Below are 11,545 nucleotides of genomic sequence, written 5' to 3'. Positions count from 1 at the left end.
AGCCACGTCACGTAGAAACTCAAATGTAAGCCGTAGATACCGCTCGTCGCGGAAGACCAGCCGAACCCGTTGTTACCGACACCGCTCAGTCTGCCCGGAGCATTGAAGTACCCCGCGTCGCGGTAGCCCGGGGCGGTGCCGTTCAGCACTCGAACCGGATTGCCTCTGCCCCCACGGCTGCCTCTACCCTGAATTACCCACAAACCAGCCGCCTCTACCCTCGATTACCTCAGTCCCCCTCTCGACCTCAAACATGATATGCCTGTTCGTGACCGCCTTCTGAAAACAAAGAACGAAAATACTTCTGCCATCAGGCAACAAAAAAGGCATCCTACCGCTAAATAGGATGCCGTCGGCCTGATCAGGCGTGTTGACCCGCTAGGATTCGAACCCAGAAAGACAGAACCAGAATCTGTAGTGTTACCATTACACCACGGGTCAATAAAATCCCTTTCAAAGGAGGATTCGCTGCAAATTTAATGCGTCTGATCGAAACCAGCAACAAAATCCGCAAAAAAAGTGTTGACCCACCAGGACTCGAACCTGGAACGACAGAACCAAAATCTGCTGTGTTACCATTACACCATGGGTCAGAACCGCTTTCGCACGGCAAAAGTAGCGTTTTTCTGTGAAACCGCCAAATTATCGAATGTTGGCGATCGACATAATGTCTGCGAAGACCCCCGCCGCCGTCACCGAAGCCCCCGCGCCGTACCCTTTGATCTGGAGCGGATACTCGTCGTAGCGCGTCGTCCGGATCAGGATGATGTTGTTGCTACCCTCCAGGTCATAGAACGGATGTCCCGCCTCGACCGTTTCGAGCCCTACCGAACAGCGGCCGTTCTCCATCGACGCCACGAACCGCCACCGTTTCCCCTCTGCCGCCAGCACGCGCCGCTGACGTTCGAACTCCTCGTCCAGTTGCGGCACCTTGGCCCAGAAATCTTCCGTCGAACCCTCGAAGATCGAGGCCGGAACGAACAGGTTTTTCACCACATCCGCCTGTTCCACCGCGTAGCCCGACTCGCGGGCCAGAATCACCAGCTTGCGCACCACGTCCGTCCCGCTGAGGTCGATCCGCGGGTCGGGCTCGGCATAGCCCGCCTCCTTGGCCATCGCCACCGCCCGGCTGAAGGGAACCTCTTCCGACAGGACGTTGAAGATGTAGTTCAGCGTCCCGCTCAGCACCGCCCGAAGTCCCAGAATCGTATCCCCGCTGTGTCGCAGATCGTTGATCGTGTTGATAATCGGCAGCCCCGCCCCCACGTTGGTCTCGAAAAGGAACTTGACGCCCCGCGTCCGGGCTGTGTTTTTCAGCGCCGCATAGTGGTCGTAAGCCGACGATGCGGCGATTTTGTTGGCCGTCACCACCGAAACGTTGTGTCCCAACAGATCCCCGTAGATTTCCGCCACCTCCGGGCTGGCCGTGCAGTCGACGAAGACCGAGTTGAAGATGTTCATCTCCGCGATCCGGTCGCGGATGGTCTGCGGCGTGGTGGGAATGCCTTCTGTCTCCAGCCGTTCGCGATACTGCGACAGGTCGATCCCCTCGCGGTCGAAAATGCTGCGCCGCGAGTTCGAAATACCTACGACGTTTATCTTCAGGGCATTCGTTCGCAACAGCTCCTCCTGCTGCGAGCGAATCTGCTCGATCAGCGAGCCTCCTACGAGTCCTACGCCGGTCAGAAAGAGGTTCAGCACCTGATACTCCGACAGAAAAAACGAGTCGTGAATGACGTTCAGCGTCTTCCGCAGGCTTTCGACCTTGACGACGAACGAGATGTTGGTCTCGCTGGCCCCCTGTGCGCAGGCGATGACGTTGATCCCGTTCCGTCCGAGCGTCCCGAACAGCTTGCCGGCGATCCCCGGACAGTGGCGCATGTTCTCGCCGACGATCGCTACCGTCGCGAGGTCGCACTCCAGCATGATCTCGTCGATCTCGCCCGTGGCGATCTCCTGGGCGAATTCCGTGCTCAGTACCTCCCGGGCCCGCTCCGCGTCGTCGCGCCGGACGCCGATCGAGGTGGTGTTCTCACTCGATGCCTGAGAGACCATGAAGACGCTCACCCCCGCCTTCGCCAGCGCCTTGAATATCCGGTAGTTGACGCCGATCACGCCGCACATCCCCAGCCCGCGGATGGTCAGCAGGCAGCTGTCGTTGATCGATGAAATCCCTTTGATCGCCTTGTGTATGTCGCCCCGCCCGGCCACCGGGACGGTCACCTCGCGGGAGATGTAAGTCCCCGGACACTCCGTCCGGTAAGTGTTGCGAATATAAATCGGGATATTCCGGTTGTAAGCCGGGAAGATCGTCGGCGGGTAAATGACCTTCGCGCCGAAGTTGCAGAGCTCCATCGCCTCGACGAAGGTCAGCGATTCGATCAGGTAGGCCTTGTCGATCACCCGCGGGTCGGCCGTCATGAAACCGTCCACGTCGGTGTAGATGTTGAGCGCCTCGGCCCCCACCGCCGCCGCGATAATGGCCGCCGTGTAGTCCGAACCGCCGCGTCCCAGCGTGGTCGCCTCGCCGGTGGTCTTGTCCGACGAGATGAAGCCCGGCACGACGCTCACCCGCGCATCGTCCGCAAAAGTGGAGCGCACCAGCTCGTTGGTCAGCGTAAAATCGACGATATGCTTGTTGAAGTAGGGCTCGGTCTTGATGAAAGCGCGCGCGTCGCGCAGCACGGCGCCGTCGATGATCCGGCTGACGATCAGCGAGCTGAGCCGTTCGCCGTAGCCGACGACGGTGTTGGTCGTTTTGGGCGAGAGATCCTGAATGAGGAAGATGCCGCGGAGGATGTTTCCGAGCTCTTCGAGCAGCGCTTCGACCTGTGTCGAGGTCTCTGCCTGCAAATGCGTCGGCACGCTCTCGGCGATCGCCTCCCGGTGCCGGCGGCAGATGGTTTCGTACTGGTCGCGATAGGTCGGATCGGCTTGGGCCGCCGCCGCGCCCGTCGCTAACAGGAGGTCGGTGATGCCGCCCAGGGCGGAGACTACGACCGCTACGCGGCCCGGCTCCCGGCCGATGATCTCCCGGATATTTTGCAGACCGGCGGCCGAACCTACGGAGGTGCCGCCGAATTTGAAGACTTTCATCGCCTGTCTCTGATTTTCGTTCGGTGGTTGAAACGCGCAAGATAGACATTTTGCCGGAAATATCAGCCATCCGGAGGCGATGCGGGCGGAAAAAAGAAGGGGAGGGCCGCTCCGGAATCAGACGGTGCGGAGGTATTTTTCGTAGATGCTTTTCCGCAGTTCGTTCAGCGCGCCGAGGCGTTGCATGATCTCCTGCGCCTCCTCCATGGTCTGGATGCCGAGCAGCTCCTTCTGGAGCGAGGCGATGATCGAGCAGACCACTTTCGATTTATAGATCGTGATCGCCTTGGGTATGGCCTCGCCGAGCCGCTCGCGCTCGGTGGAGACGCGGATTTCGTAGCGCTCCCACATCCGGCTCGGGGCATAGGTCTCCTCTTGGGTCAGCAGATCCACCACGAGCGACGCCACCTCCGCCGAAGGGTGGTTGATGAAACGGTTCACCTCCGGCGCCCGGTTCTCTTCGTGGTAGATCCGGACGTACTCTTCGTAAATCTGCCGGCAGAGCGGGCTGTGCATCTCGATGCGGTCGAGCTCCAGGTCGCCGATGATGGTCTCGGCCACACTGAGCGAGACGATCTCGGCGGGCGACATCTCGAAGTCGAAGTTCTCGCCGCCGTATTTAAGCAGGTAGCCCACCAACTCCCGTTCCAACTGCTCCAGCTCGCGGTTGAGTCCCTGTTCGGCGAAGCTGAGCTTCGGGGCGAGATCGACCGGTGCCGTCGGCTCGGCGAACAGCCCCTCCGGCGAATAGGACGGCGCGGCGGTCGGATCGCCCTCCTGCCGTTGCAGGAACTGCTCCTTGCGCCGCTGGTTCTCTGCCACCTCGCGCCCCGCCTGACCGTCCACCATCGTGACTCGTTTTTTTGCGACCTCGCGAATCAGGATGTCTTCGTCGATTTCGAGCTTCCGCGCGCACTCCCGGATAAAGACCGACCGCGTGATCGCCTCCGGAATCGTGGCGATCGACTCCACCACGCTGGAGATCACCTCCGCCCGCTTGATCGGGTCTTCGGCCGCGTCGCCCAGCAGAATCCGGGTCTTGAACGAGATGAAGTCCTCTTCCTGCTCCTCAATATAGGCTTGCAGCTCCGTGGCGTTGTGCGCCCGGGCGAAAGAGTCCGGGTCTTCGCCCTCCGGCAGCAGCACGCACCGCACGGTCAGCCCCTCGCGCAGAATCATGTCGATCCCCCGCATCGAGGCTTTGATCCCCGCCGCGTCGCCGTCGTAGATGACCGTCACATTCTTGGTGAACCGCTTGATGAGCTTGATCTGCTCCACCGTGAGCGACGTCCCGGACGAGGCCACGACGTTCTCGACCCCCGACTGGTGCATCTGGAGCACGTCGGTGTAGCCCTCGACCAGGATACAACGGTTGAACTGCGTGATGGCCTTCTTGGCGAAGTAGATGCCGTAGAGGGTGTTGCTCTTGTGATAGATTTCGCTCTCGGGCGAGTTGAGGTATTTGGCGACCTTCTTGTCCGTCCGCAGCGTCCGTCCGCCGAACGCGATCACGCGCCCCGAGAGCGAATGGACGGGAAACATCACCCGTCCGCAAAAACGGTCGTAGTATCCCCCGCCGTTGGCTGCCTCCCGTTTGATGGTGAGCCCCGTGCCCACCAGAAAGGATTCCTGATACCCCTCGCTCAGCGCGGCCCGGGTCATGGCGTCGCCCTTGGAGGGGCAATAGCCGAGCTGGAACTTCGCGATCGTGGCGTCGGTAAACCCCCGTTCGCGGAAGTAGCTCACGCCGATGCTCTCCCCCTCCGGCGTCCGCAGCTGGGATTCGAAGTACTGGTTGGCCCACGAGGTGACGACCATCATGCTCTCGCGGTCGTCGTTGCGCTGGCGCTCTTCGGGGGTCTGTTCCTTCTCGCGGACTTCGATGCCGTATTTCTTGGCCACCCATTTCAGGGCTTCGACGTAGCTCAGCCCTTCGTGCTCCATCACGAAGCTGATGGCGTTGCCCCCTTTGCCGCACCCGAAGCATTTGTAGAGCCCCTTGGAGGGCGAGACGACGAACGAGGGGGTCTTTTCGTTGTGGAACGGACAGCAGGCCTGGTAGTTGACCCCTTTCTTCTTCAAGGTCACGAAGTCGCTCACCACATCCACGATGTCTGCGGCGGCGAAAATTCGGTCTACGGTCTGGCGGTCGATCATAACGGGAACAAAGTTACGGTTTTTAGGCTTCGGTCGGCGGGTCGCTCTTTTTCCGGGAAATATTATTTTTGCACCCGATTCTCAATCTCTTCCGAAGCATGAAACGAATCCTTGCCGTTTTTATTTCGACCCTGCTGGGCATCGCTTGTGTCCGGGCTGCCGACAGCACTGAAAAACGGGTGAAATTCAAGTTCGGGGGGCGCATCGATGCCCAGCTGTTCCACGACTCGTACACCTCGAAAGCCTCGAACAGCGGCATTTTCTACTACTTCCCGCTCGCGCCGGAATACAACGCGCAGGGGCAGGATCTGCACCGGGAAAATTCGTTGCGGTTCGGGGTGGCCAATTCGCGGCTGCGTTTCACCGCCACGGCGGCCGACATCCTCGGCGGAGAGGCTGCCGGATACGTCGAAACCGATTTCATGGGGTCGGGCAGCAACATCGGCGTGCTGCGGCTGCGGCATGCTTATATCTCGTTGAATTGGGAGCGGAGCCAGCTGATGATCGGCCAGACCAACAACCTGTCGGTGCCGGAGGAGGTCTTTCCGAACACGGTGGCGCACGGAGCCGGAACGCCGCTCAACCCCCAGTCGCGTATCCCGCAAATCCGGTATTCCCGGAAGTTGGGCGAAATCGTTCGGTTGAGCGCGGCGGCGGGCTTTTATACCGGCAAGGAGGGCGAGGCGCAGGCCTATGGGCTGGTGCCCGATTTCGCCCTGCGGCTGTCGGTCGGCGACAACCGGACGAAGGTGAGTGTCAGTGGAGCCGTGAAGTCGATCCGGCCGCGCAACCTGACGGAGGATTCGATCCGGACGCACCGGCGGGTGGCGGCTTTCAATGCCTCGATTTTCGGGCTCCATACGTTCGGCGGGGGACACAAACTGACCGCTTTCGCGATGTGGGGCGAAGACCTCTCGACGCTCAGCATGCTGGGGGGATACGGGCCGCGGTTGAGGGATGTGGAGCGCGGCGAGACGGATTACGGCTATACGACCACGCAGACGATCGCCATGTGGCTCGGATTCGAAACGAAGATCATGAAGGGCTGGCAGCCGGGCCTGCTGACCGGCTGGACGAAGAATTTAGGGTCGGGCCGAGAGATCGACCTGGCCGAGGCGGAGATTCCGGACAAGGGGATCGACTGGTATTTCCGGCTCTCGCCGCGCCTGTGGTACCACTACAAACAGCTCTCGTTCGGGCTGGAGTATATGTACAGCCTCGCTTCGTGGGGCCGGGCGTTTGATGCCCACTACCGGCCGACGGAACGGTACGAAAATTCGCAGAACCACCGCGTTACGCTGCTGGCCCGCTTCAAATTCTAAAGTAAGTCTCGGGAATAAAGATATTATAGAGAACCGCCCGTCGGCCATGCGACGAGCTCCATTCGAACCCCGTCTCCTTCCGTCGTTTGCGACAGCCGGGCATAAGCCGGTCGTTCGATCCACTCGCCCAGTATCACCACTTCGCACCGGCTCCCCAGCCGATGTACGATCGGTGTGTGGATATGCCCGCAGACGAGATAATCGGTCTCCGGATGATCCGCGGCGTAGACCCGCGCAAAGCGCACGATCGGCTCCTCTTCGCCCCGGAAAACGTGCGCCACCCCCTCCGTCCTCCCGTGCCGGTTGTGCGACGACCACCACCGTCCGAAACGCATCATCGTGTTCGGATGGAGCCCCGCCGCCGCCACCCGCCTCAGCCACCGGCAGTGGAAAATCCGGCGCAGTACGGTGTATTTCCAGTCGCCGCTCTTCCCCAGCCCGTCGCCGTGCGCCACGAAAATCCGTTTTCCGTACAGTTCGAACACCTCCGGAGTCGTATGTACTGTCATGCCGATCTCGGTCGCAAAGTAGTCGCCGATCCACAAGTCGTGGTTGCCGACAAAAAAGTGTACCGGTATCCCCCGGTCGCAGAACGCCGCCAGCCGGCCCAGCGTCCGTGCGAAACCCTTGGGCACCACCCGCCGGTATTCGAACCAGAAGTCGAAAATGTCGCCCGCCAGAAAAAGCCCTTCGCAGTCCGCTTCGATCGCATCGAGCCACGCCACGAACAGCCGCTCCCGCTCCCGCGGATCTTCGTCGCGGTAGGAGAGTCCCAGATGGACGTCGGATGCGAAATAGTAAGCCATAAAAATGAAGATAGTCGGACGAGTCCGATGTCGCGTTACCGCGGCAGCAGGTCGCTCAGCCAGTCGGTGTAGGTCCACACGTAATAGCAGACATATCCCAACGCCCCCAGAGCGATCAATACCGCCAAAAACGAGACGGTGTAGTTGTGTGGATTCCGTTCTCTCGGCGGCGCCACTCTCGGCCCCCGCCGTCCGCCGCCGCGTCGCCCCGGCCCCGGACGCCTCTGGCTCCGCCTCCGGTCATACCCTCCTCGGGCGTAGGCAGCCTCCGTCTCCGCCGCCGTCCCGTTGCCGTCCGCCAGCCACCGCCCCACAGGCAGCACCAGCGGCTCCGTCGGCAGCGGATTGAGCAGCTCCAGAAACTCCGGATCGGGATAGAACTCCGCCGTGCGTTGCAGATAGCCGTCGTAACCCTCCGTCTCGCGCAGGGCGATCGTCCCGACCCCGTCGAGCCACATCGACCCCTCGGCCAGCCCTTGTGCCCGGGCCTCCGCGCAGGCCGAGGCGCGCCACTCCTCCTCCCATGCCGCCGCCGTCGCCAGGTCTACAGCCAGCTCCGCCGCGATGATCTCCACGAACGGTACCCCCTCCGTATATCCCCCCTCGTCGTCCGTCAGCGGCTCTCCCTCCGGCACCAGCTCCGGCATCCGCCGCGGCGGATCGAGCCGACGCCCGGTCGCGAACTGGGCCCCGCTGCGCAAAGTCCGCAACGTCCCCACCCCCTCCAGCGTCACCGGAAGGTGTTGCAGCAGATAACGGCGCAATATGGTTGTCACGGAATCCATCTCTGTCTCGGTCAGCTTATTTGGTGTTCTGTTTTGTGTCGATCGGCGGCAAACCGGCGATGGTCTCTTCGATCACCGTCGGAAAGTGGCGGTGCTCCAGCACATGAATTTTCGCGGCAAGCGTCTCCGCCGTGTCGTCGGCGTCCACCGCCACCGTGGCCTGAAAAATCGTGTCCCCGCTGTCGTACCGTTCGTTGACCCAGTGGATCGTGATGCCCGACTCCCGTTCTCCCGCCTCGATCACCGCGCGGTGCACCCGGTCGCCGTACATCCCCCGCCCGCCGAACTTCGGCAGCAGCGCCGGATGGATATTCACGATCCGTCCCGCATAGGCATCCGTCAGATAGTGAGGCACCAGCCACAGAAAACCCGCCAGGACGATAAAGTCGATCCCGTGTTCCTGCAATAACGATGCCACCCGTCCCCCCGGTTCGCCGAACTCCTCGCGCGTGAAGACCGCCGTCGGCACACCGAACCCCTCAGCCCGTTTCAAAGCGTAGGCGTCCTCGCGGTTCGAGAGCAGCAACGCCACCCGTCCCCGCGTCGAACCCTCGAAATGCCGCATGATCGCCTCCGCATTCGTCCCCGAACCGGATGCGAAAATCGCTATGTTAATCATAATGAGTCGTTTGTGTTGAATTCGGCAAATAAAAGTACAAAAAAAACAGACCCGCCGCCCGAATTTCAGAAAAAAACCATACTTTTGTCCTGCGTCGGGACAACATTTCGATCCGAAAACACGCACTTAGATTGTCAAACCTAAATTAAGAACACTATGTCTGAAATCTCTTCAAAAGTAGTCGAAATCATCGTCGATAAACTCGGCGTGGATGCTTCGGAAGCGGTTCCTACCGCCAGCTTCACCAACGATCTGGGCGCTGACTCGCTGGACACCGTCGAACTGATCATGGAATTCGAAAAAGAATTCGAAATCTCGATTCCGGACGAAGACGCTGAAAAGATCGCTACCGTGGGTGACGCCATCACCTACATCGAAGGCAAAAAGAACTAAGCGACCGATTCGGTTGTAGACTCAGTATAAGACTGTTTCGGACACTTTAGCAATATAGCGTTCGGAACAGTCTCTGTTTTGACCCGAACCGCGGCGCCGGCGGCTTTCGCACGTAGCCCGCCGTCTTTCGGTCGGATCACTCCCATTCAACTTAAATCCTTTATGAACTTGAGACGAGTAGTAGTAACGGGTATCGGAACGATCAACCCGCTGGGGAACAACGCCGCAGAATACTTCGAGAACCTCGAAAAAGGGGTCAGCGGAGCCGCTCCGATCACCCATTTCGACGCTTCGAAATTCAAAACCCAATTCGCCTGCGAAGTCAAAGGGTTCGATCCCAACGAACACTTCGACCGCAAAGAGGCCCGCAAATACGACCGATTCACCCAGTTCGCGCTGGTCGCAGCCAAAGAGGCGCTCGGAGATGCGGGGCTCACCGATGCCGAAGGGAAAGCGATCGACGCTATCGACTTGGATCAGGTAGGGGTCGTTTGGGCTTCGGGGATCGGCGGCATCGAGACCTTCTTCAACGAAGTCATGAACTACGCCCACGGCGACGGGACGCCGAAATACAACCCGTTCTTCATCCCGAAAATGATCGCGGATATCGCCGCAGGGCATATCTCGATGAAATACGGGTTCCGCGGGCCCAACTACTGTACGGTTTCGGCTTGCTCGTCGTCTAACCATGCCTTTATCGACGCCCTGAACCTCATTCGGTGGGGGAAAGCCGACGTCATCGTATCGGGAGGCTCGGAAGCCGCTATCAATCAGGCGGGGATCGGAGGGTTCAACGCTATGCAGGCGCTCTCTACCAGAAATGACGACCCGGCTACCGCTTCGCGGCCGTACGACACGGGTCGCGACGGCTTCGTGATGGGCGAAGGCGCAGGGGCTCTGGTGCTCGAAGAGTATGAACACGCCAAGGCCCGTGGCGCGAAAATTTATGCCGAAGTGGTCGGCGGGGGGATGAGCGCGGACGCTTACCACCTGACCGCTCCGCATCCGGAAGGCTCGGGCGCTGCGCGCGCCATGCGCGAAGCCTTGAAAGACGCGGGGATTGCTGCCGAAGAGGTGGACTATATCAATACCCACGGGACTTCGACCCCGGCGGGCGACGGGCCGGAACTCACCGGGATCCAGACGGTTTTCGGGGAGCATATCTACGACATGAACATCAGTTCGACCAAATCGATGACCGGGCACCTTTTGGGCGGCGCTGCGGCTATCGAGGCGCTGGCTTGTATCATGGCCATCGACAAGGGGATCGTACCGCCGACCATTAACGTGACCGAACTCGATCCGCATATCGATCCGAAAATCAACCTCACGCTGGGTAAGGCACAGCGGCGGGAGATCAATTGCGCGTTGAGCAATACGTTCGGTTTCGGGGGGCACAACTCGACCGTGATTTTCAAAAAAGTGCGGTAGTTTTCCGATTGCGTGGAAACCCGCTTCTCTTAACATTTCGTCCGGGCTGTCGCGCTTTTCGTGCGACAGCCCGGGCTCTTTTCATCGATACACCTCATGATCTGGCATCGTCTTTTTCGCCGGTCTTCATCCTCCGACCGGCTCTATTACGGCCTGATACGACGCATCTTCGGCATCGTTCCGAACAACGTGGAGCTCTACAAACTGGCTTTGGTGCACCGTTCCGCATCGGTTACGGTGGACGACGGTCGGACGGTCAATAACGAACGTCTGGAATTTCTGGGCGACGCGGTGATCGAGGCGGTGGTGTCGGAACTTCTCTTTATCGAGTATCCGGAGGCCAACGAAGGATTTCTGAGCAAGTTGCGTTCGCGGATGGTGAGTCGCGAGACGCTGAATCGGGTGGCGTTGGAGCTGGGTCTCGACGACGTGATCGTCGCTCACCCGTCGAGCTTAGTGGCGAGCCGGAACAACATCTACGGTGACGCGTTCGAAGCGTTGGTCGGGGCGCTCTATTTAGATCGGGGGTACGAGACCACGGGACGGGTGCTGATCGAGTCGGTGTTCGCTCGCCACGTGGATTTGGAGGCGCTGGAGCAGACCGAAAAAGATTTCAAGAGTCGGATGATCGAGTGGGGGCAGAAGCATCACCGAAATATTGCGTTTCGCAGTCGGGAGTGTGCCGATCACGTCGAACTGACTCCCCATTTCGAGTCTGAGCTTTGGATCGACGGCGAGAAAGCGGGCTATGGTGACGGCCGCTCCAAAAAGGAGGCGGAACAGCTCGCGGCACACGATGCTTACAAGCAGCTCGGCATCGGAGGTTAGTGGAACAGATTATTAAAGTAAAGGGTTGGGCCGAGGCTGCCGCCTTGGTTAAGGCCGTCGGCAGCTTTAGGATGCGCAGCATCCTTGAAAGTTTTTTCGGTTCCTTTT

At 60.1% G+C, this 11,545-nt stretch carries 9 protein-coding genes and 2 tRNA genes; 4 read left to right on the top strand and 7 right to left on the bottom strand.

The genetic code is table 11. The features are described from left to right. Window positions 1–370: 370 nt before the first annotated feature. The 4 genes from QZ302_RS06120 to dnaG form a co-directional block, all read right to left on the bottom strand. Window positions 371–441: transfer RNA gene (locus tag QZ302_RS06120), tRNA-Gln, on the bottom strand. Between the two features lie 81 nt (window positions 442–522). After that, window positions 523–593 (bottom strand) — tRNA-Gln (locus QZ302_RS06115). Window positions 594–642: 49 nt separating this feature from the next. Beyond that, window positions 643–3,096 carry a bifunctional aspartate kinase/homoserine dehydrogenase I gene (gene thrA / locus QZ302_RS06110; protein WP_294593660.1) on the bottom strand — a complete coding sequence of 818 codons (2,454 nt, stop codon included), beginning with the start codon at window positions 3,094–3,096 and terminating at the stop codon, window positions 643–645. Window positions 3,097–3,213: 117 nt separating this feature from the next. Further along, the gene (dnaG, locus tag QZ302_RS06105; RefSeq protein WP_294593658.1) at window positions 3,214–5,253 is read right to left on the bottom strand and encodes a DNA primase; all 2,040 of its coding nucleotides are present in this window, start codon (window positions 5,251–5,253) and stop codon (window positions 3,214–3,216) included. Window positions 5,254–5,351: 98 nt separating this feature from the next. Here dnaG and QZ302_RS06100 point away from each other — a divergent pair, with 98 nt between their 5' ends. Continuing rightward, window positions 5,352–6,575, top strand: a complete 1,224-nt coding sequence (locus QZ302_RS06100; protein WP_294593656.1) for a DcaP family trimeric outer membrane transporter — start codon at window positions 5,352–5,354, stop codon at window positions 6,573–6,575. A 23-nt stretch (window positions 6,576–6,598) separates the two neighbouring features. Here QZ302_RS06100 and QZ302_RS06095 read toward each other — a convergent pair whose 3' ends face one another. Genes QZ302_RS06095 through purN form a run of 3 tightly spaced genes read right to left on the bottom strand, consistent with a single transcriptional unit; the run spans window position 6,599 to window position 8,785 of the window. Then, window positions 6,599–7,381: a UDP-2,3-diacylglucosamine diphosphatase gene (locus QZ302_RS06095; RefSeq protein ID WP_294593654.1), complete on the bottom strand. Its 783-nt coding sequence runs from the start codon at window positions 7,379–7,381 to the stop codon at window positions 6,599–6,601. A gap of 35 nt (window positions 7,382–7,416) precedes the next feature. Next, complete coding sequence (locus tag QZ302_RS06090) at window positions 7,417–8,166, bottom strand: hypothetical protein (RefSeq protein ID WP_294593653.1); 750 nt, start codon at window positions 8,164–8,166, stop codon at window positions 7,417–7,419. 16 nt (window positions 8,167–8,182) lie between these two features. Then, the gene (gene purN, locus QZ302_RS06085; RefSeq protein WP_294593651.1) at window positions 8,183–8,785 is read right to left on the bottom strand and encodes a phosphoribosylglycinamide formyltransferase; all 603 of its coding nucleotides are present in this window, start codon (window positions 8,783–8,785) and stop codon (window positions 8,183–8,185) included. Window positions 8,786–8,941: 156 nt separating this feature from the next. Here purN and QZ302_RS06080 point away from each other — a divergent pair, with 156 nt between their 5' ends. The 3 genes from QZ302_RS06080 to rnc all read left to right on the top strand — a co-directional run bounded on the left by QZ302_RS06080 (window position 8,942) and on the right by rnc (window position 11,437). Beyond that, window positions 8,942–9,178, top strand: coding sequence for an acyl carrier protein (locus QZ302_RS06080; RefSeq protein WP_294593649.1), 237 nt, complete (start codon window positions 8,942–8,944; stop codon window positions 9,176–9,178). 162 nt (window positions 9,179–9,340) lie between these two features. Next, window positions 9,341–10,609, top strand: a complete 1,269-nt coding sequence (fabF, locus tag QZ302_RS06075) for a beta-ketoacyl-ACP synthase II (RefSeq protein ID WP_294593647.1) — start codon at window positions 9,341–9,343, stop codon at window positions 10,607–10,609. Window positions 10,610–10,705: 96 nt separating this feature from the next. Then, window positions 10,706–11,437, top strand: coding sequence for a ribonuclease III (gene rnc, locus QZ302_RS06070; RefSeq protein WP_294593645.1), 732 nt, complete (start codon window positions 10,706–10,708; stop codon window positions 11,435–11,437). Window positions 11,438–11,545: the final 108 nt, after the last annotated feature.

This window comes from uncultured Rikenella sp. (assembly GCF_910579375.1).
Classification (GTDB): domain Bacteria; phylum Bacteroidota; class Bacteroidia; order Bacteroidales; family Rikenellaceae; genus Rikenella.
Note: the sequence above shows the minus strand (reverse complement) of the source record. Positions and strands in the feature narration are given on the sequence as shown.

Coding starts and splice junctions, on each gene's coding strand:
- thrA (WP_294593660.1), bottom strand. CDS start 3,096: ATGAAAGTCTTCAAATTCGGCGGCACCTCCGTAGGTTCGGCCGCCGGT.
- rnc (WP_294593645.1), top strand. CDS start 10,706: ATGATCTGGCATCGTCTTTTTCGCCGGTCTTCATCCTCCGACCGGCTC.
- QZ302_RS06090 (WP_294593653.1), bottom strand. CDS start 8,166: ATGGATTCCGTGACAACCATATTGCGCCGTTATCTGCTGCAACACCTT.
- fabF (WP_294593647.1), top strand. CDS start 9,341: ATGAACTTGAGACGAGTAGTAGTAACGGGTATCGGAACGATCAACCCG.
- QZ302_RS06095 (WP_294593654.1), bottom strand. CDS start 7,381: ATGGCTTACTATTTCGCATCCGACGTCCATCTGGGACTCTCCTACCGC.
- dnaG (WP_294593658.1), bottom strand. CDS start 5,253: ATGATCGACCGCCAGACCGTAGACCGAATTTTCGCCGCCGCAGACATC.
- QZ302_RS06080 (WP_294593649.1), top strand. CDS start 8,942: ATGTCTGAAATCTCTTCAAAAGTAGTCGAAATCATCGTCGATAAACTC.
- QZ302_RS06100 (WP_294593656.1), top strand. CDS start 5,352: ATGAAACGAATCCTTGCCGTTTTTATTTCGACCCTGCTGGGCATCGCT.
- purN (WP_294593651.1), bottom strand. CDS start 8,785: ATGATTAACATAGCGATTTTCGCATCCGGTTCGGGGACGAATGCGGAG.